Origin of the sequence: Natronomonas pharaonis DSM 2160 (genome assembly GCF_000026045.1) — an archaeon.
Lineage (GTDB): Archaea > Halobacteriota > Halobacteria > Halobacteriales > Haloarculaceae > Natronomonas > Natronomonas pharaonis.
Genome location: NC_007426.1, coordinates 2,555,416 through 2,580,006, shown reverse-complemented (window position 1 = coordinate 2,580,006; position 24,591 = coordinate 2,555,416). Strand labels below are relative to the sequence as shown.

The window sequence follows — 24,591 nt, the reverse complement described above, 5'->3', positions numbered from 1 at the left end:
GTTGTGTTCACGAGCATGGCCGACCAAGAGGTTCCCGGATCGGTCCGAATCCGGACCGGAGATGGCAACGAGTGGCGATTTGATGCGATGGAGAAGGCAGCAGAGTTCTACGACTGCAATCGGAGCAACGCCGTGGCGTTCGCCTGCGATGATGTCGCCCAGCTGGTCGAGGCCGCCCACGAAGTACTGGCCCGCGACGATTTGACCGAGCAGCAGCGCAGAGAGATGGCAGAGACTCTTTCGACGCGGACCACTTCGTTCGAGGTTTCCGTCAGAGTCGACGCTAATGTTCAATAACCTGTCTGTTGAGCCTCTTGCTGACAAACACGGCTGGTGGACAACTGAACTGAATCCTCGCTACCTATACGAGGAGTGCGACCGCTCACGATTCTGAGGGAAACGGACTGCTGAATATAGAGAATCTATCCATCAGAAAGTCACCAGTATAGTCAGAGCCAATGATATCTGCTGTTCTGGGATCTTTTAGTAATAACACCACGGGCCAGTGCAATCGTAGGACAAGAAGTAAAGAATAATTGTAAGCGGAGGCGAGCGTTTGGTATGTCGGAAAAACAGCGTGGTGACGGATGGACAGTTGAGATTGACGACGGCGTGATGATCTGGGAGTTCTTGCCTGGCATGGAGCTGTCGGCATTCCGCGAGGACGCATATCCAGTCTACGAGGATTTGTTGGATCAGTATAATGTGGATGGAATGGTGACTGTGGTCAAGCTTGACGACGCCTTCAACGAGCAGGTCTTCGAAGTCTGGGAGAAATCCGCACAGCGAGCCGAGCAAGCTGGCATCGAGCGGTGGGCGGTCGTCGCTGACGGAATCAAGGCGCTGTCGTTACGTGGAAAAGTCGAGACTGGTGGATTGGACACGCTGACGACTGAAGATCGTACCGAGGCTGTTGAGTGGGCTCGCGACGGGTGAGTCCGAGTATCCGTCGCCCCGAAACAGCGTAGTAGCTCCGCATTCTGCAAGACTCGCGCCCTCTATTCAGCACGACTGCCGAAACCTGTCATTGATTAAAGGCGTCAACAGGTCAATAATCTCAAAATCTTTTGCGCGCCCTCAGGGGGCGTTTCGCGTGCGCTTTCGCCGAATTGCTGGCTGGTAGTTTGAATTGTGTGGTCTTAACCACACCCTAAGCGGGAATCCAAGGGGTCCCCCCGGATTTCGAGCCGCCCAGCGCCGTCGAGACCGTCTCGATACCCACGGCTCAACACCCCGAAAACTCCACCTGAAACAGAGGGTCAAACCGGATGGTGGCGGTACAGCCCCTCAGCGTACAGAATAGTCTCGAAGCCCCGAACAAAAAGACAGTGATGCCTCTATCCAGCCGCCGGTCAGCCCATCAGGTCATACGCCCGCATCTGGTACCGACCGCCGTCCAGCCGGACCTCGACCTCGGCCTCCAGGAACCGCTCGCGCTTCCACCCCGCCTGCATCCACTGGTGGAGCCCTGTCGTCAAGGCGACGCTGAACTCCTCGCGGGTCATCTCGACACGACCGAACCGAAGCGCCAGCTGGGCGTCGCGACGGTCTTCAACGTCGACGCCGAACCGGTCGACCCACTCGACGAGCGCATCGTTCGCCAGCTCCAGACCGACCTCGTGTTCGAGCGACCGCGCCAACGTCTCCGCCGCGTCCACCGCACTCCGTCGCGCCGACTGGACGTACTCACAGACCTTTTCGGCGATGTGGTGGGACCGTAGCGACAGCTCTCCGTAACTGTGGTCGATGATGTCCTCCAGCCGGTCGACGGCCTTGTAGATCGTCTCGACGTGCCAGTCCTTCTGTTCAGCAATGTCCTGCGGTGACACCTCACCGCCGTCGGTTACCAGGGCGTCGAGTACGTCGGCGTCGCTGTCCTCGAAGCCGCCCGCGAGATGCTTCATTACCAACGACTCCTGTTGGTCTTGCAGCTCTGGCGTCGGGTCGTCCAGGAGGCGGCGCTGCCGCCGGCTCGTCTCGGCACCGAAGTATTCGTCTTCGACGAAGGGGCCGCGGCCGCCGGGCGGATCACCGCCGTCACGGTCGCCGGCTTCGAGCTCGTCGTCGGTGACAGGGAAGTCCTCCCATCGAAGCACGTTCAACAGCACTTCGTCAAGTTCGCGAGCAACGCGGGACCGTTCCGACCACTGAACCGGCCCGTCGACGCGGGACACCTGTAGTGACGCTTCGAGCTTCGGATGGTAGACGGGGTTTTCGGGGTCGAGGCTGTCTGATTCCCGTGGCAGGTAGTGTTTGATTTCCTTCGGCAGATGATGCTGGTCGACCAACTCGCTGGCCCGCTTCGGGCCGATGGTGGCCGTGTGGTAGTAGCCGGGAGCCTCGGTGTCGTCAGCGACGTGCTTGCGATAGCCCGAGCGGTCGCTGGCAAGCAAGTTCGAGATGCGGGCGATGACGCCGTCGACGGCGTGAATCGTCCCGGTTTCGTTTCGAATCAGCCGGACGTAGCGGGCGGCGTCCTGAATGTTGCTGTACTCTTGGTGAATCCGGTCGGGGGAGAAATACCGCTCGTTGAAGCCGAGGGCGCTGGTCGCCCGATGTAGCAGCGCGTCGTACTCTTCGAGCGGGAAGTTGCTGCCCTTGACGGTGCAGTTGACGCCGGTGAGGTCCGGCGGCGTTGAGATGCTGTCCCCGTTTGTGTCGGTCATCTTCGGGGTGCGTGGTGCGATGTGGATGTTACCCGACCGTTCGCCCACGTCGTCGTCTTCGTCAACGATTTCCCACGAGATACGGAACTCGCGGATGGTATCAAGGTCAGTGGAAGGGTGGTTTAGCGAGCCGATGCCGGAGTCTTGGTAGTACAGTTGCAGGGAGACGGTGTGGCCGTTGACTTGGCAGCGGCCGCGCTTCGAACCGCCGTTGTTGCGGACGATTCGCTCGGCGGCGTAGAAGGGTTCGAGGCCGTGGGAGCAGCAGTGGCCGTCGTCGCCGAAGATGAGGTTGACGGCGACCTCGTGCCAAGCGGGCTCGATGAGTTCGGCGTTCACGCGTCTTCCCTCCCTTCGGTGCCTGTTTCGACGAGGTCGGCACCACAGCTGGTGCAGCGATAGATTTTCGTCGAGGATTCGCCGCAGACGGGGCAGGTCACCACGTCTCGGTCACCTCCTGGTCAGCGTCGTCTTCCCCCAGCCGCATCCGGGCGCGGCGTAGGAGGTTACCAACGGTGCCGGGCCGGCGCTCAGTCTCTCGGGCGAACTCCCGAACGCCGACGCCGTCCTGTTCGACCGCGACGTAGGCTTCGCGTTCGGCCTCGGTCAGCTCGGTGAGGCCGTCGTCACAGCCGTCGCTGTCGAAGTCGGTCAGCGACAACTGCGTCACGCGTATCCCCCCGTTTCAGCTACAGAACCCGCCGGACGTAGCGGACCCGTGGCTTGTGTCCAGTTCCAATCCGGATTTTGACGCCGATTTTGAGAATGCGAATTCGGCGTCTTAGGTTGTTTACTGCGCGTAAACGTAGCTATTGGGGTGCAACACGCTTCGGCAGGAAATTGAGTCCGCCCTCCCCGATTTGAACGGGGGACAAGTCGATCTACAGTCGACTGCTCTACCAGTCTGAGCTAAGGGCGGGCGTACTCGACAGAAAGCGACTGCGGGACTTAACGGTTTTGACCTCCGGCTGGAGTGTGGGGTTCCCACACAGTGTCTGACAGCCGGCAGACACGCGGGAAGGATTGAAATACTGTCCCACACAACTGTCGGACAGACGATGAGCAAGATAACCTTCCGGGCGGACGAAGACCTCATCCGTCAACTGGAGACGTTCGACGCCTCCAAGAGTGAGGTCATGCGGGAGGCGCTCCGGGAGTATCTTGACGACGCTGGAGGAGACACCGGCGGCCGGCCGCCGACCGACAATGGAGGGTCGATAGACGACTCGCTTGACGACCTCATCGCCGAGCGGGTCGACGCCATCCTCGACGAACGGCTGGGCGGGCACCTCGGCGCGTCATACACACCGCGCGAGCCGCAGGACGTCAACGTAAACATCTCGCTGTCTGGCGATTCAGCTGAGATGTCACACGGAACAGACGAGAGCCGTAAGACGCCAGCCGAGGATACCGCCGGCGCGTCTGACACCGACGCCGAATCGTGTAAACAGTGCGGGGAAGACCTGTCGCCCTCTGATGTTTACTGCCCGAACTGTGGCGAAAAGGCTTCCCACCGCGTCTTCTGTGAGTGTGGCGACGAGCTCCGTTCCGACTGGGGGTTCTGTCCGAGCTGCGGCCGCCGAACCCCCGCGGCAGACGTTCTCAAGGATTCGTAAACGGTGAAAACAGCACTTTTGGACGCGTAAACGGCGTTTCTGCTTCAGTGTCTTACGATGGCCCAAATCTTTAAGTATTCTCCTTCTGTGCATCCAATTGCGTAAGACGACGCGTCTTACACCATCGAAAACGCCGCTCTGAACCGGTGTCGAGGTGTAAACGCGGACGACTCGCGTGTGCAACGTCGTCTTACCTGCAAAACAGAGGGGAAAGAATATGGAGCGTGTGACACTACGAATCCCGAAGCAGCAGATCGAGGAGGTCGAGCGCATGGTCGATACGGGGCAGTTCCCGAACCGGAGCGAGGCGATTCGCTCTGCCGTGCGTGAGATGATAAATGAACAAGAGACAGAATCCCAGGAGCAGAACCGGCCCTGGGCGAAGGTGTAGACAATGCAAGACATTGTCAACTCCGCGTTGGAGAACGCCGAGGCCGAGCAGCGCGACATGGACGCCGACCTCAGCGGCGACGGCGACGAGTTCGGCGACCCGCGCATCGTCATCGTCGGTTGCGGCGGTGCGGGCAACAACACCGTCAATCGCCTGTACAACATCGGCGTTGACGGCGCTGACACCATCGCTATCAACACCGACAAACAGCACCTGAAGATGATCGAGGCCGACACGAAGATTCTCGTCGGCAAGTCCCTCACCGAAGGGCTCGGCGCGGGCGGCGAGCCCGATGTCGGCGAGCGGGCCACCGAGATGGCTCAGGGGACGATCAAGGAGGTCCTCGGCGAGGCCGACCTCGTCTTTGTGACTGCCGGTATGGGCGGCGGCACCGGCACCGGTGCCGCGCCGGTCGTCTCGAAGATCGCAAAGGAGCAGGGCGCAATCGTCGTCGGGATGGTCTCGACGCCGTTCAACGTCGAACGAGCTCGGACCGTCAAAGCCGAGGAGGGGCTCGAGAAGCTCCGCAACGAGGCCGACTCCATCATCGTCCTCGATAACAACCGGCTGCTCGACTACGTCCCGAACCTGCCCATCGGCAAGGCCTTCTCAGTGATGGACCAGATCATCGCCGAGACGGTCAAGGGCATCTCCGAGACCATCACCCAGCCGTCGCTCATCAACCTCGACTACGCCGACATGACATCCATCATGAACCAGGGCGGCGTCGCGGTGATGCTTGTCGGCGAGACGCAGGACAAGAACAAGACGAAGGAGGTCGTCAACGACGCGATGAACCACCCGCTTTTGGATGTCGACTACCGCGGGGCATCCGGCGGGCTGGTTCACATCACCGGCGGCCCCGACCTCACCCTGAAAGAGGCCGAGGGCATCGCTCAGAACATCACCGAGCGGCTGGAGGCCTCGGCGAACGTCATCTGGGGCGCACGCATCCAAGACGAGTACAAGGGCAAAGTCCGCGTGATGGCCATCATGACCGGCGTCCAGTCGGCGCAGATTCTCGGTCCGACGACCCAAAAGCAGGCCGACGCCTCCCGGCGTGCTATCGAAGGCGTCGACGACGAGGAGTTCTCCTCGACGCCGCCGGCCGACCATTCGGCTGACACCGGCCGCGACCTCGGCATTAGCGAGACCGACGGCGGTCGCTCCGAGGCCGAAAAGAACAACGGCGTTGACGTAGTCCGATAGGTTTCCCAAACGACATATATTTTCACGCGGCTGTCGTGCGTTTCTCCTGTAACTGTACGTTTAGTCAAGTGACAAGAACGTCGTAAAACACCGTGTATGACGCGCGGCTGACGCCCGTCAGTCGTCGGCCACGCCGTCGACCGCATCGACGAGTTCGCACTTCCGGCAGACCTCGTTGTCGGTCGGCGCACCGCAGCGGTCGCACTCGCCGCGGGGGCCGTCCCCGTCGTCGCGGTAGGCCTCGGCCGCAAGGCGGGCAAGCTCCTCGTAGCCGGACATAATCGAGTGTCGCGTACCGGGGTGTTCGTCTTCGAGCTCGTGGAGGTGGTCCTGAATCTCGCCGCGGTAGGCCTCGCTGGCGTGGGGACACTCCGCCATATGTGACGGGAGTTCCTTGAGGTGGGCATAGAGGGCGACCTCCTTTTCAGGAATGTCACGGAGCGGCTTCGCCCGCGGAACGAACGGGTCGCCGTCGACCGCTCGGTCTTCAAAACTCCCGAGCGAGGCGTCGAAGTGCTTTGCGACCTGTTTGATATCACCGGAGAGGAGATTCATCATCGCGGTTTGGGCCTCATCGTCGAGGTTGTGTCCGGTCAACAGCTTGTCCGCGCCGTACTCGTCGGCGTACGCCGACAGCGCGTCACGTCGGAAGACGCCACAGTACGCACAGGGTGCCATCCCCAGCGGGTCGTCCTCGGCAACGTTGTCCATCTCGACGCCGTACTCGTCGGCGTAGTTGACGACCGCGTGTTCGATATCGAGGTCGGTGGTCAACTCTCTGCAGGCCTCCAGCGAGGCGTCCCGGTAGCCTTCGATGCCCTCGTGTATCGTCAGCGCGACGAGTTCGACCCGCGGGTCCGCCGCGAACGTCTCATCGAGGATGTGGGTGAGAACGACGCTGTCCTTGCCGCCGGAGAGGCCGATCAGCCAGGTCTGTGGGTCGTCCGGTGATGCCGACTCCGGCAGCAGGGCGTCGTCGCGGATCCGTTTCCGAACCCGGGAGTCGACCGACCGGCAGAAGTGCTCCGCACAGAGATGCATCCCCGAGTAGGCGGCGTGCATGACAGCCTCGCCGCCGCACTTGTCGCACTGCATTACCGGGGCGTAATCGATTGCTCCGGATACCCGTTTCGACTCACTGAGGGCTACAGGCAGGTGCTGCCCCGAGCTCGTCGGCCGGTTCGACAACCGTTTTCGGCTCCGGGGTCTAACCCGCGCTATGAGCCTCAGCCGCGATGCGGCAGTCGAGCGGCTCCGGTCCGTTGTTGAGACCGTCGCCGAGGACCCGACGCCCGTTCCCGTCCGGGAGGTGTGGGTGTTCGGTGACCTCGTGCTCGGATTGGACCCCGTCGATTACCTCGGGGTCTACCTCACCAAGGACCTACTGTTCAAGGACGCTCCCGAGCGGGAAGCCGAATTCGAGTCGGAACTCGGCGTCTCCGGCGTCGGAAAGACTGTCTCAGCCGCGTGGGCCGAGGCCAACCCCGACTGCGTTCGGGCGAACGCCAGCGGTCACGCCGCCCCCGAGCAATGTCTGGCGGCGTATCTCTTCGGGGATGAACCGCTCCATCTGGAGGTCTGCAACACCGGTTTCGAGGACAACGTCACCCAGCGGCTCCGTGGCGCACAGGCCCGCGGCGACTACACGCAGTTGCTTGACCCGCGGGCCGTCTGCCTGTGGGTCGACACCGACGACGGTGGCACAACGAGCGAGGAGGCCTTCGAGAAACTCGCCGCCGGCGAGTTCGTCTTTCCGACCCTCGCCGAGTCGCTTTCGATGCTCGGCCTCGACGACCCGGAGGCAGAGACCGCGGCCGAACAGCTCCAAAAGCACCGCCAAGAAGCTGACTCCCTCGTCCGCGGCGACGTCGTCTAGCTGTCGTCGCGTTCCGCTTTGCCGCTATCGTCGCTGTCGCTTCCCTCGCCACCGCCGTTCGCGTCTCGGCCGTTCGCGTCTTCTCCGTCGGCCTTCGGAAGGAGGATTTCAAGCGTCCCGTGTGCTGTTACCGTCGCATCAGCCTCGTCGGCGACGACAGCGCCGTCGGGTAAGCTAACCCTGCCGTGGAGTGTCTGTCCACGTCCCGGGAACCGCATCTCGTAGTCGCCGTGGAATCCACGCACCCTATCGATGCGGACGTCGAGCGTCCCGTCATCAAAGGTGACGTCGATGTCTTCGGGCATCGCTCCGGGCGCATCAAAGACAGCGAGATAGGCCTCGTCGCTCTCCAGCAGGTCAGCAGAGAGCGCCCGCTGTTCCTGTACCCGGCTTACCGCCCGTCCGATGCCGTCGAGGACGGTTCGACCGATGGATTCGCCGAGGTCACGGATCATGGCTCGATGGCCTCCAGTCCGTTTGCTTCCCCGCAGTAGGGGCAGACGAAATCCGAGACGCCGGTATCATCCGGCATCGAGTATCGGTAATGGAGCTCCATCATGTCAAGGTCGCAGGCCTCGCGGTTGCAGACGACTTCGAGGGTCTTCGGCATACAGCCGTATACGGCCGAGGCGCTAATCAATGCCCCGACGGCCCCCTGAGGCTCCGGAAGACGAAATCTATAATACCCGAACGCCGAAACGGCCGGTATGGTCGACAAACTCGGACTGGCTGGCATGCTCGGCTTCGGACTGTTCATCGGCGCCTTCTTCGGCTACGTGCTGTCCTGGGGCGACATCGTGATGGCCGGCGCTGGCGCGGTTGGGCTCGCCGTCATCGCGCTGATTTACACCTTCACGCTCGGTCAAAGCGGTGCGCCGAGTGCCTGACTGGCACGAACGCTGACCGCATCCGTTTTATCGCTCCATCCCCTCCCGCCGGATATGCAGGACCCGGCGGATCTCGATGTCACTATCGTCGACGGCTACGTCGACGAGCCGGCCCACTTCGGCGTCCCGCCGTACATCTCGACGTACCCGCGCTTTGCTGCCGGCGCGGCGGTCGACGCCGGTGTCGACCCTGACTCTATTACCTACCACACCATCGACGAGCTACGCGAGAGCCGCCGACTGTGGGAGGATGTCGCCGATGCCGACCTCTTTGTCTACGTCGGCGGGATGACTGTCCCCGGAAAGTACGTCGGCGGCACGCCCGCCGAACCGGATGAGGTCCGGAAGCTCGCTTGGACCGCTGAGGGCGTCAGCGTGATGGGCGGCCCCGTCCGCTTCGGGGTCGGCGAGGCAAACGAGGGCGCAACCGAGACGAAACGGCAGAACCTCGATTACGACTTCCTCGCGCTGGCCGACATCGAGGCCGCCGTCTACGACCTTCTCCACGGTGGCCTAGAGGGGTTCGAAGACCGCTACCGGGACAACGAGGAACTCGACCGATGGGCACGCAAGGGGGCATTCATCGTCGAGCAGCATCCGGACCACCCCGACTACCTCATCTGCGAACTGGAGACGTCCCGCGGCTGTCCGTATCGGTGTTCATTCTGTACCGAGCCGATGTACGGCGACCCGACGTTCCGGACCCCCGATTCCGTCGTCAGCGAGGTCGGTGGCCTCGCCGACCACGGTGTTCGTCACTTCCGGCTCGGCCGGCAGGCGGACATCCTCGCCTACGGCGGCGACGGCGAGGCCCCCAACCCCGACGCACTCCGAGAGCTCTACGGCGGTATCCGTGATGTCGTCCCCGACCTCGGGACGCTCCATCTCGACAACATGAACCCCGTGACAATCACGGACTACCCCGAAAAGTCCCGTGAGGGAATCCGCGTCATCGCCGAGCACAACACGCCCGGCGACACCGCCGCCTTCGGGCTGGAGTCTGCCGACCCGGTCGTCCGCGAAAAGAACAACCTGCTTGTCAGCGCCGAGGAGTGTCTTGAAGCGGTTCGCATCGTCAACGAAGCCGGCGGCTGGCGACCCGGCGAAGCGCCGGGAAGCGGCCCCTCGGTCGACGCCAACGCCGACCGGCTGCCGAAGCTGCTGCCGGGTATCAACCTCGTCCACGGCCTCGAGGGCGAACGCGCCGAGACGTTTGAGCACAACAAACAGTTCCTACAGGACGTCTACGACGAGGGGCTCATGCTTCGCCGTATCAACATCCGGCAGGTGATGGCCTTCGAGGGTACCGAGATGGCCGAGACGGGTGCCGACATCGCCCACGACCACAAACAGCAGTTCAAGACGTACAAGCAGGCGGTCCGCGAAGAAATCGACAACCCGATGCTCCAACGGGTCGCTCCGCCCGGAACCGTGCTGCCGAACGTCTATCTCGAATACCACGAAGACGGCCGGACCTTCGGCCGCCAGCTCGGCACCTACGCGCTGCTTGTCGCGCTGCCGGGCGAACGCGAACTCGGCCGGACGGTCGATGTCGCGGTCACCGACCACGGCTACCGGTCCGTCTCCGGCGTTCCGTATCCACTAGATATCAACGCCGCCTCGATGGACGAACTCCGGGCGCTGCCCGGCATCGGCAAACAGCGGGCGGGCAACCTCTTTGTCGACCGCCCCCACGAGACGGTTCCGAACCTCGACGACGGTCCTGACCTCGGGACGTTCTGTGTTACCGGTGGCTCCGGCTCGGCCGATTGACACGCTGGCTTTCTTCCAGGCGACGCTGAGCGAATACGTTCGCGAGTACAGTTATGAACCACCCCGCGTTTTCTCCGCGTGGGTGCTGGCACCGACCGACTACCGCTGACATCCCTGCCAGCGCCCGACTGCTCGGCACGGCGTCGTCGCATTCGGGGACGAATCCGTTACTGGGGGCCCGACCCCCCTTTTCTCCGCAGCCCGGACCCGCGAGGTTGAAGTCGATACCCGCCGAACCCCCGGTGTGGCAGTCGCTTTCGATTTGTTCGGAACGCTCGTCGATGTTGACACGCCAGCCGACCCCGCAGAGGCGGTTGCAGCCGAACTTGAGGCCCGCGGTGTCGCGGTGCCGTCGGCGTTCGGGGCCGCATATCGCGAGCAGCACACCGACGCGCCGGAGGGTGCCGAAGTGCCGCTGCCGGCTCACGTCGCTGCCGTGCTCGCCGCCCACGATGTCGAGGTGACGAACAACGCTGCCCGCCGTGCCGTCGTCGCAGCGTTCGACCCCGACGTTCGGGTCCGGCCCGGTGTGTCGGCAGCACTTGCGGCTGCCAGCGAACGCGGCCCGGTCGGTCTCTGCTCGAACTGTAGTGTGCCCGAACTTGTCGGTCGGACGCTCGTTCGCGCCGACCTCCGCGGTACCTTCGATGCCGTCGTCACGAGCGTCGGCTGTGGCTGGCGAAAACCCCACCCGAACAGCTTCGGCGAACTCGCTGATGCGCTCGGGGTCGCGGTCGAAGATATCGTTTTCGTCGGCGACGACCCCGACACTGACGGCGGTATCGAGGCCGTCGGCGGCCGGTTCGTCGATGTCAGCGACACCCCGCTGTCGGCGCTGCCGGAGCAACTGGACGCCGACGAATGAACGGAAGCGGGCTCTTGCTGGCGGTCGCCGTTGCGGCGGCACTGGAGGCACTCGTCGGCGAGCCCCCCGCCCGCATCCATCCGGTCGCGCTGCTCGGGCGAGCGGTCGCGCCGCTTGGCGAGCGGTCGTTTTCGTGGCCAGCGCTCGCAGGGACGGTCGCGGCTGTCGGTGTGCCAGCGGCGGCAGCCGGCGTCGCTTACCTCACCGTGGCCGCCGCAGCGGCGCTCGGAGCGGCCGCTGCCGCCGTGACCGCGGGACTCGTCCTCTGGACGACGACGAGCCTCCGGCTACTTCTGTCCAGCGCGGCGGACGTTATCGAAGCCAGCGACAACGACCCGGCGGCAGCGAAGGCGGCATTGCCGGCGCTTGCCGGCCGGGATGCGGCGTCGCTTTCGCCGCCGCTGCTCCGGAGTGCGGCCGTCGAGAGCCTCGCTGAAAACCTCTCTGACGGACTTGTCGGTCCGCTTTCGGCGTTTGTCGTCCTCTCGTTTGTCTCGCTGCCCGCGGCTGCGGCTGCGGCCGCGGCGTTCAAGGCCGTCAACACGATGGATTCGATGTTCGGCTACCCCGGCCGGTTCGGGTGGGCAAGCGCCCGCCTCGACGACCTCATGATGTTCGTGCCCGCGCGACTCTCGGCGGCGCTTTTGGGCCCGGCGGCCGCCGACCCGGATGCGCCCGTGCGGGCGCGGCGGTACGCTGATAAGCCGGCGTCCCCGAACGCCGGGTGGCCGATGGGAACGCTCGCCGCCGCGCTGAACGTCCGGCTCGAAAAGCCCGACAGCTACCGGCTCAACGAACTCGCCTCGCTGCCGGCGGCCGCCGACGGCCAGCGGGCGCTCTCGGCGACACGACGGGCTGGCATCGCTGCCTACGTGATTGCCGCCCTCGTTGGGGTGGTACAGTGGCTGTAAACGACCTCGTGGGCGGTCTCCGCGGCGGCGTCGCGTTCCTCTCCCGGCTGCCGGTCGACTCCGGCGAAGCCGACTGGGAACGGTTCCGGACGCTCCCCGTCGCGTTCCCGCTTGTCGGCTATCTCATCGGCGCGCTGGTCGCGTTGCCGTTCTTCCTGCCGGCCCCCTCGGCGACGGTCGCGTTCGCCTACCTGCTGGCGCTTGCTGTCGTCGTTGGCATCCCGCATTTCGACGGCGTGGCCGACCTCGGCGATGCGGTCGCCGCTCACGGCCCGTCGTCCAAGCGGGCGGCGTTGAAAGACACCGATACCGGCGTCGGCGCGATTGTCGCGGTCGCTGTCGTCTTCCTCGGGCTTGTGCTCGCGGCGCTTGCGCTTTCGACCGCGCCGCTTGCGGTCGCCGTCACCGTCGTCATCGCCGCTGAGGTCGGCGCGAAACTCGGCATGGCGACTGTCGGCTGTCTCGGGACCGCCGGCCACGAGGGCATGGGGTCGCAGTTCACCACCGTCCTCGATTCCGAGATGCTCGTCGTGCCGGCGCTTGCGGCCGTTCCGGCTGCCGTCGCCGTTCTCCCCGCGACGCTCGCGGCGGTCCTTGCCGGCCCGCTCGTGGCTGTCGTGCTTGTCGACTGGGCCGACGAGCAACTCGGCGGCGTCTCCGGCGATATCTTCGGCGCGACAAACGAGCTCGCGCGAGTCGCCGGGCTCCATCTGGGGGTGGTCGCATGGACGCTCTGGTGATGTGCGGCGGCCGTGGCAGCCGACTCGACCGCGGTGAAAAACCGCTCGTCGCTGTTGATGGGGTTCCGATGGTCGACCGCGTCATCGACGCGGTGACAGCCAGCGGCTTCGATACGGTGGCTGCCGTCACGTCTCCCCACGCCCCCGATACCGCCGCCCATCTCGATGGTCGGGTACCACTCATCGAGACGGACGGCGACGGCTACGTCGCCGACCTGACCGACGCCATCGACCGCGTCGGGACGCCGGTCGTAACCGTTGCCGCCGACGTACCGCTGCTTGCCCCCGGCCCGCTCGACCGGCTCCGGGAGGCCTACGAGGGGCCATCGGTGACGCTCTGTGTGCCATCGGCGCTCAAACGCCAGCTGGGCGTGAGCGTTGACACGGAGCGCGACCACGAGGGTGTCGCGGTCGCTCCGACCGGCGTGAACGTCGTCGGTGCGGACGACGCCGAGACAGTTCGGGTGAGCCACGACGCCCGGCTGGCGGTCAACGTCAACCGCCCGGACGACCTCGCCATCGCCGACCGGCTGGCCGCCGGGCTTCCGCGGGAGGTGTCGTCCGATGGACCCCGATAGCATCGACGCTGTCGACCGTGTGCCGCACGGCTCCAGCGACGACCCCGACGTGCTCGACCTGAGCGCGAACATCAACCCGGAGGTCCCTGACGGCTGCCGGGCGGTCTACCGGGAGGCGTTCGCGGACGCCCGTTCGTATCCGAACGACAGCTACCCCGAGTACCGGGCTGCTGCCGCCGACTACGTCGGCTGTGCGGCCGACGACGTCGTCCCGACTGCGGGCGGACTGGCCGCGATGCGGCTGGCAATCGGAACGGTGGTCGGTCCCGGCGACCGCGTACTCGTGCCCGCGCCGTCGTTCGGCGAGTACGCCCGGGAGGTCAGGCTCGCGGGTGGCGAACCGGATATTGTCGACTACGGAACGCTTCTTGACCGGTCGCCGGAGGAGTATGCGATGGCGGTCGTCTGCACACCCAACAACCCGACCGGCGACTGTTACGACGCCGACACGCTCCGGGCGTTCGCTGACCGATGTGCCGAGGTCGGCACCGTTCTGTTGGCCGACGAAGCGTTCCTCGGCTTTACCGACCGTGCGTCGCTGGCCGGCCGTGAGGGTGTGGTCGTCGCTCGCTCGCTGACGAAGCTGTTCGGCCTGCCCGGACTGCGCGCCGGCTTTGCGGTCGCGACCGGCGAACTCGGCGACCGCCTTCAGACCGCCCGCCCCGCGTGGTCGCTGGGCGGCCCGGCGGCGGCGGTCGGCGCACACGCGATGGCCGATACGGCGTTTGTCTCCGACACGCGCCGCCGAATCGACCGCGAGCGCGCCCACCTCCGGGACCGACTCGCTGCGCATGGGTTCGAGGTGTTTCCCTCCGAAGCGCCGTTCCTGCTCTGTGATGTCGGCGGGCCGCCGGATGGCCTGCTGGCTGCCTGCCGGGAGCACGGCGTCGTCCTCCGGGACGCGACGACCTTCCGGGGGCTCGACCGACACGTCCGCATCGCGGTCCGGACCCGCGAGGCGACCGAGACGCTCTGTGAGACGCTCGATGTGGTGCTGTGATGTTCGACTTCGAGCGAACCAGCGACCGACTGACGGTTCGGGAGCCCGGCACGCGGTGGCTTTCGAACGGGTTCGACGGCGGCTACACTGTCGCTGATGCTGCCCACAACCTCACGGTTCCCGACGGGTTTGGGCGGACCGACCTCGATGCATACGCCGCCGAACGGCTTGGTGAGCCACCGGCGGGGCCGACGCTGCTGACCGGGGTCAACCAGCAGCACGCCCGCGGCGGCCGTCTCGGCCCCGTCGTCGCTGTCGTGACCGCCGGGCTATCGAACCCGGCGACGTTGCCGATGGCGGCGTCGGCCGACGACGGACGAACCGACGGGGCCGACCGCGAGTGGCGACCGGGGACTGTCAACATCGTCGTCGGCACGAGACGGCCGCTTTCCGATGGGGGGTTGGCCGGCCTGCTGGCGACGGCTGTCGAGGCCAAAACCGCGACGCTGTCGGCGGTCGCCGGCTGTACCGGCACGACGAGCGACGCCGTCGCTGTCGGTTGTCCGTCCGGCGACACGCCCGAGCCGTTCGCCGGCAGCGCGACCGAAGTCGGTGCAGCGGTCCGCGCCTGCGTCCGCGAGGCGTTGCTCGCCAGCCTTGCGTCGCGCTACGAGGACGGCCCGCCGGCACCGGCGGATGCCGAACACGGCGTCGAGACCGACGACCGGGCGGCTGTCTTCCAGCCGTAGCCGTCTTGCCGCCGGGACTCCTCTCAACAACTATGCGCGAGGTCGTCTTCGTCGTCACACACGAACCCGGCGTGAACCCGGTCGCTGACCTGCTGGCTGACCACCCCGCCGCGCGGCTCCGGTCGGCTGCCTGCCATGTCACCGAGTCGAGTCTCTGGCGGGTCGACCACGCTCAGGGTCCTGCCGTGGTCCTCGATTCGCTCGCGGATATGGCGGGCGCACGCTACTTCACCGACTGTCTGGTCCGTGACGGCTGTGCCGGCGACTGGGAGACGACGGTGCTCGACCGGACCGACAGCTCGCTCGTGTTGTACTCCTATTGGGAGCGGGCCCCGGACTGTGATTCAGTACCGCATCTCGCCCGCGAACACTTCGGCGAGGGCGTCGTCATCGACGAGACGTGGCGCGAGCGGAGCCAGCGGTGGCGCGTGCTCGCGCCCGACGGTGACATCTCGCCGTTCATCGAAGACGTCCGTGCTGTTGCCGATGCGGATGTCACCTTCGAGCGCGTCTCCGACCCTGACCCGGCGGCCGATGATGCCCTCCCGCCGGAGCAGGCCGACGCGCTTGCGGCGGCCGTCGAGGCCGGCTACTACGAGACGCCGCGGGAGACAGAGGCCTACGACCTCGCTGACGACCTCGGCATTCCGGGGTCGACGCTGACCTACCGCCTCCGGCGCGCCGAGGCGTGGCTGGCAAAAGAGTACGTCGACCGGTAGCCCGAACCGGCGCGAAAAACCCTGAGAAACGCGCGTCTGATTTTCCAGCGTTGGGTGGAGCACAATCGTTTTATTATGATGTATGGTACACACAGCCATACAATGAACACGCCAGCGAGCGGGTGTCGTCCGACAGACGGCACGACGCGGTGGGGCCGTTCCGGGGAAGTGCCAGACAGCGGCGGTCAACCCAACCGACGTAACCGATGATTCCGGACACGACGCTGTATCTGGTGTCGGCGGCTATCTTTCTCGTCTCGGGAGCCGTCTTCTGGGCGTGGACGCGCCGGCAGCCGACGGAACTTCGAAAATACTGTTATCCGCTCGTCGCGCTGGTGCTGCTGTCGGCGGCCTCCTCGACGCTTGATGCCGCCGGCATCGGCCACCTCGATATCTGGGCCGGCTCTATCGAGTTGCCGAACGCCGTCGATGACTTCATCGCATACCCGGTGCTTGTCGGCTTCGTCGGCGTGCTGGCGGGTAGCTCCCGCCGGATGCTCGTCGTGCTCGTCGGCGCGCCGGTGGTGATGCGGACATCGTTCGTCGTTGCGACCCTCACTGAGGGGACCGTCAGCACCGTCGCCGGGCTGGTCGTCGTCGCCGGCTACCTCGTGGTTACCGCCATCCTGTTCGGCCCGGTCTGGCGGACCGCCAGCCAACAGAACGACCGCCGACGGTTGCTCTACTGGAAAGCGCGGAACCTGCTTGTCCTCCTGATGGGAATGCTCATCGTCTATTCCCAGCTTGAGCTACTGGGGCTCTTTGACCCCTTCACCGGGACGGTCGCAAACCAGTATATCGACCTCCTGCTCCGCATCGCCTTCGCCGGCTTCTTGCTTTCGAACGTCCGGTCGCTCTCGTAGGCGATACGGTTAGCTGAATTGAGGCGCTAAGCCCCCTTGCTCAACGAGCAGCGCAGTCCGCGTAGCGGACAAGCAGCGGTAACGAGAGCGGAGCTCTCGTTCGCACATCAGAACGCTTTGCGTTTTGAGGACGCAGTAGGGAGGGGATACAGCGTTCACGAGAGCAAGCTCTCGTGCAGCCCATCAGAAACTACGTTTCTGAGGACGTCCCCAGAAATCTCTGTTTCTGGTGTGCGAACGAATCGCTCTGCGATTCGTCCACGCCGTCACAGAATTGTTTGCACTCTGTTCCATGAATTTATAACGGTGCCAGCCGAAGGCTGGAACCGTGATGGCAACTACTCATCGTCTCGGCTTAGAGTCCGACAAGAAGGACGGTCGAGACAGATTCCGCCGTCACCACCGAGTAGGAGTGGGACGCTCCAAATCCACGCCTGCGGAGACTGCGCTCCCTGCGCGGACTGTCGGCGCACGCCGACCGTCCGTGAAAAAGCGCGTCGCGGAACCAGGAAACCCCACCCTCAGCGAGCGCGTCAGCGCGAACAGGGTGGGGTAGTTCACGTGGCTCCGTTGGTAAGCATGCGTATGCCCGCCGCCTACACCTGTGACGGCTGTGGCGCGTCGCTGGGTGCTGTCGACGAACTCCACCGTGAATCGACGACGACCGGCCGGTCGTGGTACTGCGGCTACTGTCGGACCTCGGTGCCGAACGCCGTCGGGGAACGGCTTTCCCACCACCGCGACGGCTCGCCGACCGACCGGCGATAGAAAACTACTGCGGCGACTGCCGAGAAACTACGACGACTCCGAGTTCTTTTTGCGACCCGTCGAGACCCCGCCGAAGCCGCAGGTGTCACACGAAAGCCCCGGCAGCCCCGAGAGCGTGTACGCAAACAGCCCGCGGTCACAGCGCGGACAATCATCGCCGGGGGCGGCCCGGACGTTGTCGACACCGGCGGCGATGAGGCGGACGACGACCGTCTCCGAGAGGGCCTCATCCACCTTTCCGCCCCAGATGACGTGTGCTTCGGTGCCCACCTGCTCTCGGACGGCCGTCACGGCGTCGTTTACGTCGCCGACGCTCATCGATGGCCCGCCGCGTAGGTCCACGAGCACGCCGCTTGCGGTGTCGGTTTCGACGCCGGGCGGCAGCGCTGCGATGGCTTCTTCGACGGCTTCTCCGGGCGTGCCACCGGGCGACTCCCCGATGCCGAGCGCCGCCTGTGCGACCGGTTCGAACACCGTCCGGGCGTCGGCGAGGTCGACGTTGACGAAGCCGGCGTCTCTGACCATCGAGACGAACGCCTCAACGGCGGTGGTCAATTCGGGGGCGTCTCCGGTCGTTACGATGACCGTGTCAACTGTCGACTCCAGCGCAGTCAGCAGGCGGCGCTCGCCCGCCGACGGCCGCTGCGGCACCGCGACGACCGCAACCGAGAGCAAGGCCCCCGGTGACTCGATATCCGCACTCGCGTCCGCGTCGGCCGCGTCGACGGCGACGACCGAGACATCGGGCGTCTCGACGTCAGTCGCCGCGGGCGCGTCGCCAGCGGCGACCCAGTCGGCGACGGCGGTCCCCGTCGACCCGTTGCCCGCGACGAGCACCGCTTCCCGGAGCGCGTCGGCGGCGGCCAGAAGTTCTTCGTCTGTCGTCACTTGGCGGCGGTTCGACCGCCCCCCGTATGAACGTTTTCGATACCACCAGCAGTGAGGGGTATTGCCGGCTTGGCGTGCGGCGACAGCGGCGTCAATCATCGGCACGCCCGGCCTCGGGACGGTACTCGCGGCTGACCGCCTTCCATGCGCCCGAGCGGAACCGATAGTAGTTGAGCGCCGCCGGTACCGCCGTCTCAGCGAGGAAAGCCAAATAGAGCCCGTAGATTCCCAGCGGCGTCAGCGCGCCGACGAGGACGAGCGGAATCGAGACGCCGAACATTCCCAGCGCCTGGCTGGCGAACGGCCAGCGGGTGTCGCCAGCGGCGTCCAACGGCCCGGCGGCCCCGCCGGAAACGCCCTGTAGGACGATGGCGACACAGGCCACTCGAACGAGGTCGACCGCAATCGGCACCTCGGGGCCAGTCGGGTCGTCGACGAATGCCTCGACAATGGGGCCGGCGAAGGCGAAGACGACCGCCGCCGAGACGATGTAGACGGCCACCGAAAAGCGGATGATATCGCGACCGTACGCCTCGGCGGTCGACTCGTCGCCGGTGCCCAGTTCTTGGCCGACAAGGCTCGACGAAGCGAGGCCGAAGCCCCAACCGGGGGTGTTCAGCAACCCCCAGACCCGGCGGGCGATGACGAACGCCGAGACGACATCGGAGCCGAAGATATCGAGAATGGCGAACATCGGTATCTCGGCGACGGTCCAGACAAGGTTCCGGCCCATCACCGGCGCGCCGATGGCGATGAGGTCTCTGGCCGTCGCCCGGTCGACGTAGCCGCCGACGGGGTCGACAGTCACCGGGAACCGTCCCGCGCCGGGCAGGCGGCCGAACGTCAGCCCGAGCGCGAACGCGGCGGTGACGGCGGCGTTCGAGAGGACCGTTCCGAGCGCCGCGCCCTCGACGCCCATCCCGAGGCCGAAGATGAGGACGGCGTTGATAACGACGTTGGCGACGGCCCCGCCCGCGCGGACGACCATCGCGGTGTAGGCGTCATCGGAGCCGACGAGCACGCGGCTGCCGACGAGATTCAGCCCCGCCAGCGGAATTCCGAAGCCGACGAGCCGGAGATAATCGCCGCCGAGCCGGACGACCTCGGGGTCGCTGCTCAGCAGGCCGACAAGCTGTGGGCCGTACGTCCAGAACACGGCCACGAGCGGGAGGCTCGCGATGACGACGAGGAACGCGCTGGTTCGGACCGCCTGTCCCAGCTCGTCGTATGCATCGGCGCCGTACCGCTGGCTGACCAGCGCGATGGTACCGCCGGCGATGCCGCCGCCGATGGCGAAGGCAAGCCCCCAGAACGGTCCGGCGATACCGACGCCGGCGATGGCCGATGACCCGACAGCGACCCCGACCATCGCGACGTCGACGGCGTTTTTCGACATCCGGGCGATGCCAGTGACGATGCGGGGCCACGCCAACTCGGTCGTTCGCCGCGCGCGGGTCTCGTCGATGAGCCCCGCCCGCGCCAGCGCCAGCCCGACAGCCAGCACGCCCAGCCGAAACAGGTTCGGCACACGCTCGGCTATCCGTCGGCAGCGGCTACCGAGAGATGAAACGTACTGATACAGGCGCGAACGAAGCGACACGTAATATTAACTGACTGGTCAGTCAGTCAAATGTCTTCCCATCGCGGCCAACACGCCCCCTTCGACGACGAGACACAACGGTAAGGTACCCCCCGCTCGTACGGCCGACAGAGATGTCAGAACCGAACTCGACGTACGGCAAAGCGGGCGTCGGGGTGCTCCTGCTGGCCGCGGTCGTCTGGAGCGCCGCGGTCGTCCTCGCGGAATCCGGAGCCGCCCCGGACGCTACGACACAGGGTATCGGCTACGTCGGCCTCGCGCTACTCGCTGTCGGTATGGTCGCACACGTGCTGTTGATACTCTCGGCGTACGGCCCCGACGACCTCGAATAGCTACCGCCGACCGAACACCGCTTCGAGCGCGCCCTCGATGCGGCCGACGCCGCCGTTTTGTTGCCGGTACTCGACGGTGAGCCGATAGGCCACGGCGTAGCCGACGACGGTAAACACCACCGCCAAAAGTAGGTTCCCGACGAGCAACCGGGTCACGACCTCCGGCGCGGCCGATAGCCCGATATCCCCGCGTGCTACCCCCTCGACCGGCCCGAGAAGCCTCGACCCGAGCCAGAAACTGACACCGTAGACGCCCCATTTGACGACGGGATTCATCACCGCCACCGCCGCCACGAGCGCGACCTTCGATATCCCGGCAAACAGGTACGAAAGCGGCGGAAAGAGCAACAGTCCGGTCCCCAGCGTCGGCAGCGAGGTGATGAAGACGCCGACGGCGAAGCTTCCGGCGACCTGCCCCGGCGTGTACCGCTCGGCGAGTGCCGCGTGGAGCCGCCCCCTGAGGTCGTCGACGGTCTCGCCGAGCCGTGCCCGGAGCAGTGCCATTGTTCTGTGGAACTATCGGCTCCAGCGGAAAGAGCATGTCGACGGCATCTCGCCGAACGCGCGGGCGGAATGTACTACTCCGCGGCGACGACGAGCCGGTATGCTTGCTGTTCGTACTCGACATCGACCGCAAGCTCCTCGCCCGCTGCCGGTGGCCCCCGGTCGCTGTCGTCGACGAGCCGGCCCACGACCGCCGCAAGCCCCGGTGACGGCCCTGTTTCGTCGCCCGACGGCTCCCAGACCACGCAGTGCTCGACGTGGGTGCCGTCACGCGCCGTCTCGATGACCCCCGTCGCTTCGGGACCGAGCGACGAGAGGCCGAGAGGGTCGTCCGCTGTCGTCGGTTGCATCGACAGCCGGACGGTGTTCCCGCGGCAGCGCCGTCCCGCCTCGGTAAGGCAGCCGGCAACCGCGACGGTCGCCGCTACGGCGACGGCCCGACGGCGCGACACAAGCCGGGATGACATACCCGACAGTGATGCTGCCGGCTCGAAGTGCCTTGCGGTCGGCCCCCGCTGGCGTTGTCTCACCGACTGTAGTCCAGCGTTGGACATTTATTACTCGACGCCGGAGAGAGAGAGTATGCGCATCAACGTCGCCGCCTTTGCCGTCCTTGCGGTCGTCGTGACCGCTGGCTGTGCTGGCGCGCTCCTCGGTGAAGACCTCGATTTCGAGTCCGGCGAGACGGTCATCGAGGAGTCGACAGCAAAGGATGCGGGCTATGAACTCCAGTTGTCGGAACGCGAAGAGTACTCCCAGACCATCGACGTCGGTGACGACGGCAACCAGACCAACGTCACCGTCAAAAGCCACATGGCGAGATACGGGCAGGTAGACGACGACATGCCCGCCGGGACCGGCCCGGTACAGGTCGGGACGGTCACGATACCTGAAGCGACAATCGCCGGCCAGAGTGTCAACCCGCTGCTCCAGATGGACACCTACGAGCTTGCGGCCCGGTACGTCGGTGGCTTCGACGAGAGCGGCTTCGAAGAACACGACAACTACACGCTCCAGCCATTCGACGACGACAGCGACGCCAACGTCACCGTCTTCCGCGTCGAACCGGACGAGCCCGACGCCGAGCCGACAGCCTTCATCCACGTCCTCCAGACCCAGCGGGACGACACCGGAGACACCATCGTCGGCTACGTGATGTACCCCGTCGATGAAGAGGAGTCCGAGACCGCAGAGCGGCTCCTCGGGGCGCTTGAGTACACCCCGCCGGAGGAACTCGAAGACAGCGACGCCGAAGACGGATAACGCCCCATCGGATATTTCGCCCGCCACCGGGGAGTAGATAAACACTGCAGTATCCGTAGGATTAACACGTCGCGGCTACGGAAAGGGAGGTAGGATGGCTGTGGACCCCCACGATACGGCGGACGATGAGGCGACCGACGACGAACCGGACGCCTCGCCGCCCCGCCCGGGTCCGGACGCGCTCTACGGAGCGAACCCGACCCCGCCACAGCTCGAGAACGGCCCCGACTGGGATGCCGACCCGCTTCTCGTCTGCGGCTGTGACGCCTATCGAGACGGCGAGTATCTCTATCAGGACTACGTCTACGACGACCGTGGCGCGGACACGCGCTCGTGGACCAGCGGAAGCCCCGCTGACGCCGCCTCGCTGGGCGGAGTCCTCTCTCAGCCGACGGGCGACTACCACTACCCGACCGCCGAGCGGCCCTACGCCCACAATGCTGCCGACCTGCTGGAGTTTCGGGTTCAGGAGACCGACGACGGCGTCCGCTATCGGGTGGCGCTGAACACGATGCTGAAACCGGACGCCGCCGCGGTCGCTATCGGCATCGACACCACGCCCGGAACCGGCACCGAACACAAGCGAACCGACTGGGGATACGGCCTCGGCGACCTCGGCGCGCCCGCCGAGCATACACTGGTCACATGGGGCACCGGAGCGGAACTCGACGGTGAACCGCTCGACGACGACGCCTACGATGTCGACGTGCGGCGCAACCAGATAGATATCGAGGTGCCGCTTTCCCCCGACGGAGAGACGTGGCGGCATTTCATCGCTGTTGGGCTGTGGGACGACGATGCGGAGGGGTTCCGGCAGGTCAAACCGAACCCCGACGAGGAGACGCCAGGGGGTATCCGCGAAGGACAGGACCTCCCGCCGGTGTTCAACGTCGGCTTTCGGTTTAACGAACCGTACAACCGGAATCTCGGCCCGCTCGATGTCGGCCGCGGGCTTTTCGACCTGCTTGACGTGTCCGGCGTTGGCCACACCGTGCTCAACCGGTTTTTCGACCAGCCGCCGCGGGTGCTCGGCGAGGGGAACTGGCGGGAGCATCGACAGGCGATGGCTCTTGCCGACCGCGACATCTCTGAGTTCTATGCGGACATCGATTTCGGCGCGCTCCGCGACGGCGAACCGACCGATACGGTCCCCGAGTCGGGCTTTCGGACGCAGTTGTACCCGTCCCGATACTATCTCGGGGAGGGTATCGACACCGACCACGACATCCTCGAGGGTCGCATCCAGCCGTACAACGTCTACGTCCCCGAGTCGCTGACCGAACCGGCACCGCTTATACTGCTTTTACATTCGTTGAGCTGTTCGTACACCCAGTATGCCGTCTACACGCCCGGCCTCGTTAGACAGATCAGCGAGGCGACCGGCGGCATCGTGCTGATGCCGCAGGCTCGTGGCCCCGGCCAATGGTACAAGCGGGAGGCGGAACTGGACATCTTCGAAGCGTGGCGTGACCTCGAAACCCGCTTCGATATCGACCGGAGCCGCGTCGTCATCGGCGGATACTCGATGGGCGGGTTCGGCACCTGTATGCTCGCCGCTCAGTGTCCCGACCTGTTCGGCCGCGGCTTTTCGGTGGTCGGTCCGCCGACCGAGGACCCAATAGAGGGTATCACCGACGGCCAGTTCAAATCGCCGACCGGGTTGACCGAGGGTATCCTCGGCGGCGAGGGCGGCGGGTCGTTTCTCAACCTCTTTACCGAGGCTCCCGAAGGCGCGATGGAGATCAGCACCAACCTCCGGCATATTCCGATGCTGCTGTGGAACGCCGTCGGGGACCCGCTGGTTCCGTTCCTCTCTGCGGAGAACTACGCCCGGCGGCTCCGCCGCCACCGGTACCGACACGAGTACTGTCTCTTTCCGGCGGAGACACACCTCACGCTGGGTATCAAAGACCAGTGGGACGGCATCCCGGAGTTCGTCTCCCGCGGGAAGGTCATCCGGAACCCGAGACGCGTCACCTACAAACAGGTGCCGGCGCTCGACCACCCCGAGGTCGGGCTGGTTCACGACAGCGCCTACTGGGTTTCGGACATTTCGACCAGAGAAAGCGAGGAGACGGGCCTCATCGACGCCATCTCGCTGGCTGACGGATACGCCCCGCCCGAGGTCGGCTCCGACCGCCAGTTCGACCACAAGCCTGGGCCGCACGTTAGTCGGGGCGTCCAGTGGGAGACGCCGCCGGTCGAGTCGCGCCGCTCGCCCGAAAACGCCATCGAAGTGACGCTCGAAGGAGCGGAGGCCGCAACGCTTTGGATAGAGGAGGCTGGCATCGACGTATGCGAGCCCCTGACACTCCGCATCGAGAGCGACGGCCCGGCGACGATAACGCTGGCGGGAACGTTCGGCACCTACGACGTGGCCGTCGAGAAAGGAGAAACGACCGTTTCGCTCTCGCCGCAGGCCGACCTCGGCGTCGAGGCCGGCAGCTGCTGAG

General features: G+C 65.5%; 29 protein-coding genes and 1 tRNA gene. 20 read left to right on the top strand and 10 right to left on the bottom strand.

The features are described 5' to 3' along the window. Positions 1 to 15 precede the first annotated feature (15 nt). Positions 16 to 297 (top strand): DUF7692 domain-containing protein, encoded by a 282-nt coding sequence (locus NP_RS13130; RefSeq protein ID WP_011324368.1) that lies wholly within the window; start codon positions 16 to 18, stop codon positions 295 to 297. A gap of 264 nt (positions 298 to 561) precedes the next feature. Beyond that, positions 562 to 936: a hypothetical protein gene (locus NP_RS13125; protein ID WP_011324367.1), complete on the top strand. Its 375-nt coding sequence runs from the start codon at positions 562 to 564 to the stop codon at positions 934 to 936. A 416-nt stretch (positions 937 to 1,352) separates the two neighbouring features. Here NP_RS13125 and NP_RS13120 read toward each other — a convergent pair whose 3' ends face one another. The 3 genes from NP_RS13120 to NP_RS13110 form a co-directional block, all read right to left on the bottom strand. Then, positions 1,353 to 3,005 carry a DUF7845 domain-containing protein gene (locus NP_RS13120; RefSeq protein ID WP_011324366.1) on the bottom strand — a complete coding sequence of 551 codons (1,653 nt, stop codon included), beginning with the start codon at positions 3,003 to 3,005 and terminating at the stop codon, positions 1,353 to 1,355. Positions 3,006 to 3,102: 97 nt separating this feature from the next. Then, entirely contained in the window at positions 3,103 to 3,342 is a 240-nt protein-coding gene (locus NP_RS13115; protein WP_049939764.1) for a sigma factor-like helix-turn-helix DNA-binding protein, read from the bottom strand. A gap of 169 nt (positions 3,343 to 3,511) precedes the next feature. After that, positions 3,512 to 3,585 (bottom strand) — tRNA-Tyr (locus NP_RS13110). A 139-nt stretch (positions 3,586 to 3,724) separates the two neighbouring features. On the opposite strand from NP_RS13110, the gene NP_RS13105 reads away from it, so the two are divergent. The 3 genes from NP_RS13105 (at position 3,725) to ftsZ (ending at position 5,882) form a co-directional block, all read left to right on the top strand. After that, positions 3,725 to 4,282 (top strand): double zinc ribbon domain-containing protein, encoded by a 558-nt coding sequence (locus tag NP_RS13105; RefSeq protein ID WP_011324364.1) that lies wholly within the window; start codon positions 3,725 to 3,727, stop codon positions 4,280 to 4,282. Positions 4,283 to 4,499: 217 nt separating this feature from the next. Beyond that, positions 4,500 to 4,673 carry a ribbon-helix-helix domain-containing protein gene (locus NP_RS13100; RefSeq protein WP_011324363.1) on the top strand — a complete coding sequence of 58 codons (174 nt, stop codon included), beginning with the start codon at positions 4,500 to 4,502 and terminating at the stop codon, positions 4,671 to 4,673. A gap of 3 nt (positions 4,674 to 4,676) precedes the next feature. Then, on the top strand, positions 4,677 to 5,882 hold the full coding sequence (ftsZ, locus tag NP_RS13095) for a cell division protein FtsZ (protein WP_011324362.1): 1,206 nt from the start codon (positions 4,677 to 4,679) through the stop codon (positions 5,880 to 5,882). Positions 5,883 to 5,999: 117 nt separating this feature from the next. Here the strand turns inward: ftsZ and ncsA are convergent, their stop codons facing one another. Beyond that, positions 6,000 to 6,977: a tRNA 2-thiolation protein NcsA gene (gene ncsA / locus NP_RS13090; protein WP_011324361.1), complete on the bottom strand. Its 978-nt coding sequence runs from the start codon at positions 6,975 to 6,977 to the stop codon at positions 6,000 to 6,002. A gap of 124 nt (positions 6,978 to 7,101) precedes the next feature. Here ncsA and NP_RS13085 point away from each other — a divergent pair, with 124 nt between their 5' ends. After that, complete coding sequence (locus tag NP_RS13085) at positions 7,102 to 7,758, top strand: DUF7095 family protein (RefSeq protein WP_011324360.1); 657 nt, start codon at positions 7,102 to 7,104, stop codon at positions 7,756 to 7,758. Here NP_RS13085 and NP_RS13080 read toward each other — a convergent pair. Both NP_RS13080 and NP_RS14845 read right to left on the bottom strand, forming a co-directional pair. Continuing rightward, positions 7,755 to 8,213, bottom strand: coding sequence for an Hsp20/alpha crystallin family protein (locus NP_RS13080; RefSeq protein WP_011324359.1), 459 nt, complete (start codon positions 8,211 to 8,213; stop codon positions 7,755 to 7,757). The two genes, NP_RS13085 and NP_RS13080, sit on opposite strands and share 4 nt — an antisense overlap. Then, the gene (locus tag NP_RS14845) at positions 8,210 to 8,368 is read right to left on the bottom strand and encodes a DUF7559 family protein (protein WP_011324358.1); all 159 of its coding nucleotides are present in this window, start codon (positions 8,366 to 8,368) and stop codon (positions 8,210 to 8,212) included. Before NP_RS14845 ends, NP_RS13080 begins: the two co-directional genes overlap by 4 nt. A gap of 97 nt (positions 8,369 to 8,465) precedes the next feature. On the opposite strand from NP_RS14845, the gene NP_RS13075 reads away from it, so the two are divergent. The 11 genes from NP_RS13075 (at position 8,466) to NP_RS13025 (ending at position 17,551) form a co-directional block, all read left to right on the top strand. Then, a complete protein-coding gene (locus NP_RS13075; RefSeq protein WP_011324357.1) occupies positions 8,466 to 8,645 on the top strand; it encodes a hypothetical protein in 180 nt (59 codons plus the stop codon). Positions 8,646 to 8,699: 54 nt separating this feature from the next. Continuing rightward, a complete protein-coding gene (locus NP_RS13070) occupies positions 8,700 to 10,418 on the top strand; it encodes a radical SAM protein (protein WP_011324356.1) in 1,719 nt (572 codons plus the stop codon). 244 nt (positions 10,419 to 10,662) lie between these two features. Further along, complete coding sequence (locus NP_RS13065; RefSeq protein ID WP_011324355.1) at positions 10,663 to 11,283, top strand: HAD family hydrolase; 621 nt, start codon at positions 10,663 to 10,665, stop codon at positions 11,281 to 11,283. Next, positions 11,280 to 12,194 carry a CobD/CbiB family cobalamin biosynthesis protein gene (locus NP_RS13060; RefSeq protein ID WP_011324354.1) on the top strand — a complete coding sequence of 305 codons (915 nt, stop codon included), beginning with the start codon at positions 11,280 to 11,282 and terminating at the stop codon, positions 12,192 to 12,194. The genes NP_RS13065 and NP_RS13060 overlap by 4 nt, the downstream gene beginning before the upstream one ends. Further along, positions 12,185 to 12,934: an adenosylcobinamide-GDP ribazoletransferase gene (cobS, locus tag NP_RS13055; RefSeq protein ID WP_011324353.1), complete on the top strand. Its 750-nt coding sequence runs from the start codon at positions 12,185 to 12,187 to the stop codon at positions 12,932 to 12,934. The genes NP_RS13060 and cobS overlap by 10 nt, the downstream gene beginning before the upstream one ends. Further along, positions 12,919 to 13,512 (top strand): NTP transferase domain-containing protein, encoded by a 594-nt coding sequence (locus NP_RS13050; RefSeq protein ID WP_049939763.1) that lies wholly within the window; start codon positions 12,919 to 12,921, stop codon positions 13,510 to 13,512. The genes cobS and NP_RS13050 overlap by 16 nt, the downstream gene beginning before the upstream one ends. Continuing rightward, a complete protein-coding gene (cobD, locus tag NP_RS13045; RefSeq protein WP_011324351.1) occupies positions 13,499 to 14,512 on the top strand; it encodes a threonine-phosphate decarboxylase CobD in 1,014 nt (337 codons plus the stop codon). Before NP_RS13050 ends, cobD begins: the two co-directional genes overlap by 14 nt. Continuing rightward, positions 14,512 to 15,201 carry an adenosylcobinamide amidohydrolase gene (locus NP_RS13040; protein ID WP_011324350.1) on the top strand — a complete coding sequence of 230 codons (690 nt, stop codon included), beginning with the start codon at positions 14,512 to 14,514 and terminating at the stop codon, positions 15,199 to 15,201. Before cobD ends, NP_RS13040 begins: the two co-directional genes overlap by 1 nt. A gap of 32 nt (positions 15,202 to 15,233) precedes the next feature. Next, positions 15,234 to 15,920, top strand: a complete 687-nt coding sequence (locus NP_RS13035) for a helix-turn-helix domain-containing protein (RefSeq protein ID WP_011324349.1) — start codon at positions 15,234 to 15,236, stop codon at positions 15,918 to 15,920. A gap of 206 nt (positions 15,921 to 16,126) precedes the next feature. Further along, the gene (locus NP_RS13030) at positions 16,127 to 16,783 is read left to right on the top strand and encodes a bacteriorhodopsin (RefSeq protein WP_011324348.1); all 657 of its coding nucleotides are present in this window, start codon (positions 16,127 to 16,129) and stop codon (positions 16,781 to 16,783) included. A gap of 585 nt (positions 16,784 to 17,368) precedes the next feature. After that, on the top strand, positions 17,369 to 17,551 hold the full coding sequence (locus NP_RS13025) for a hypothetical protein (protein ID WP_049939761.1): 183 nt from the start codon (positions 17,369 to 17,371) through the stop codon (positions 17,549 to 17,551). Between the two features lie 27 nt (positions 17,552 to 17,578). On the opposite strand, the gene NP_RS13020 is transcribed toward NP_RS13025, so the two are convergent. Beyond that, positions 17,579 to 18,439 (bottom strand): FtsZ/tubulin family protein, encoded by an 861-nt coding sequence (locus tag NP_RS13020; RefSeq protein WP_049939759.1) that lies wholly within the window; start codon positions 18,437 to 18,439, stop codon positions 17,579 to 17,581. Positions 18,440 to 18,530: 91 nt separating this feature from the next. Continuing rightward, a complete protein-coding gene (locus NP_RS13015; protein WP_148215466.1) occupies positions 18,531 to 19,967 on the bottom strand; it encodes an MATE family efflux transporter in 1,437 nt (478 codons plus the stop codon). Positions 19,968 to 20,152: 185 nt separating this feature from the next. Here NP_RS13015 and NP_RS13010 point away from each other — a divergent pair, with 185 nt between their 5' ends. Beyond that, positions 20,153 to 20,371: a hypothetical protein gene (locus tag NP_RS13010; RefSeq protein ID WP_011324345.1), complete on the top strand. Its 219-nt coding sequence runs from the start codon at positions 20,153 to 20,155 to the stop codon at positions 20,369 to 20,371. On the opposite strand, the gene NP_RS13005 is transcribed toward NP_RS13010, so the two are convergent. Both NP_RS13005 and NP_RS13000 read right to left on the bottom strand, forming a co-directional pair. After that, a complete protein-coding gene (locus tag NP_RS13005) occupies positions 20,372 to 20,875 on the bottom strand; it encodes a DUF2062 domain-containing protein (protein WP_011324344.1) in 504 nt (167 codons plus the stop codon). A 74-nt stretch (positions 20,876 to 20,949) separates the two neighbouring features. Next, positions 20,950 to 21,342, bottom strand: a complete 393-nt coding sequence (locus tag NP_RS13000; RefSeq protein WP_049939758.1) for a hypothetical protein — start codon at positions 21,340 to 21,342, stop codon at positions 20,950 to 20,952. A 115-nt stretch (positions 21,343 to 21,457) separates the two neighbouring features. Between NP_RS13000 and NP_RS12995 the strand changes: the two genes are divergently transcribed. Beyond that, on the top strand, positions 21,458 to 22,138 hold the full coding sequence (locus NP_RS12995; RefSeq protein WP_011324342.1) for a DUF6517 family protein: 681 nt from the start codon (positions 21,458 to 21,460) through the stop codon (positions 22,136 to 22,138). 94 nt (positions 22,139 to 22,232) lie between these two features. Beyond that, the gene (locus NP_RS12990) at positions 22,233 to 24,590 is read left to right on the top strand and encodes a prolyl oligopeptidase family serine peptidase (protein WP_011324341.1); all 2,358 of its coding nucleotides are present in this window, start codon (positions 22,233 to 22,235) and stop codon (positions 24,588 to 24,590) included. The last annotated feature ends 1 nt before the right edge of the window (position 24,591 follow it).